This window comes from Deltaproteobacteria bacterium (genome assembly GCA_009929795.1).
Taxonomy (GTDB): domain Bacteria; phylum Desulfobacterota; class Desulfovibrionia; order Desulfovibrionales; family Desulfomicrobiaceae; genus RZZR01.
Window position 1 is genome coordinate 1 of record RZZR01000399.1, and the last position, 1,079, is coordinate 1,079.

A 1,079-nucleotide genomic window follows, 5' to 3' on the forward strand; every position below is an offset into this window, starting at 1 on the left:
TCGACCAGATGGCCGATGTGGATCGGCCCGTTGGCATAGGGCAGTGCGCTGGTGACCAGAATCTCTCGGGGGCTGCCGCCCTGGATGTCGCGGGTTTGACTCATGGATGGGCTCAAGTGGATCGGATTTAGGGTCTCGAACGATGCCCCAGTATCTCACGGGCCGTCCTGGTCCGGACAGCGCGGCCCCGCCCCGGGCTTTTGCGTCCGGACTTGATTTAAGGCACGTCCACACCAAAAGTCTGCGGGAACTTTTCCGACCCGGGGTCCAACATCCCGACCCGCCGAAAAGCATCTGTCTTGTGTGACCCGGTAGTGCCGGGCACATCCATCTATCCTGGAGTACCTCATGTCCGAACCCACGAAAGAAGCCGTTGAAGCTGCCATCAAGGGCTTTAAGGAACCCCATCTCGGGCGCGATCTGGTGGCGGCGCATTCGATCAAGGGCATCGAGATCGAGGGCGGTCAGGTCCGCATCAAGGTCGTCTTGGGGTTCCCGGCAAAGACGATCTGCGCGGGCATTGCAAAGACGCTCGAAGAGGCTGTTCTGAAGGTCGATGGCGTGGAGATGGTGCAGGTCGACGTGACCTGGGAGATCAAGTCGCACTCGGTTCAAAAGTCGCTCAAGCCGATCGACAACATCAAGAACATCATTGCCGTCGCGTCGGGAAAAGGCGGCGTCGGCAAGTCCACGACTGCCGTCAATCTCGCGCTTGCGTTGTCGGCCGAGGGCGCGAGTGTCGGCATCCTGGACGCCGACATCTACGGCCCGTCCCAGCCGCGCATGCTCGGGATCTCAGGCAAGCCAGAGTCCAAGGACGGCAAGAGTCTGGAGCCGATGAACGCCTACCACCTCCAAGCCATGTCCATCGGCTTCCTCATCGATGAAGAGACGCCGATGATCTGGCGTGGCCCGATGGTGACCCAGGCCCTGGAGCAGCTGCTCAACGACACCAACTGGTCGGATCTCGACTATCTCGTCATCGACCTGCCGCCGGGTACGGGCGACACCCAGCTGACCCTCGCGCAAAAGGTGCCTGTCTCGGGCGCCGTCATCGTCACCACCCCTCAGGACATTGC

At 61.4% G+C, this 1,079-nt stretch carries 2 protein-coding genes; one reads left to right on the forward strand and one right to left on the reverse strand.

Annotated features, from left to right (window positions below; genetic code table 11):
* Window positions 1–104: hypothetical protein (locus tag EOM25_15285; GenBank protein ID NCC26543.1), on the reverse strand; the 104-nt coding region annotated here is incomplete at its 3' end.
* Window positions 105–348: 244 nt separating this feature from the next.
* On the opposite strand from EOM25_15285, the gene EOM25_15290 reads away from it, so the two are divergent.
* Window positions 349–1,079, forward strand: a 731-nt coding sequence (locus EOM25_15290; GenBank protein ID NCC26544.1) for a DUF59 domain-containing protein, incomplete at its 3' end; no start/stop codon positions are given.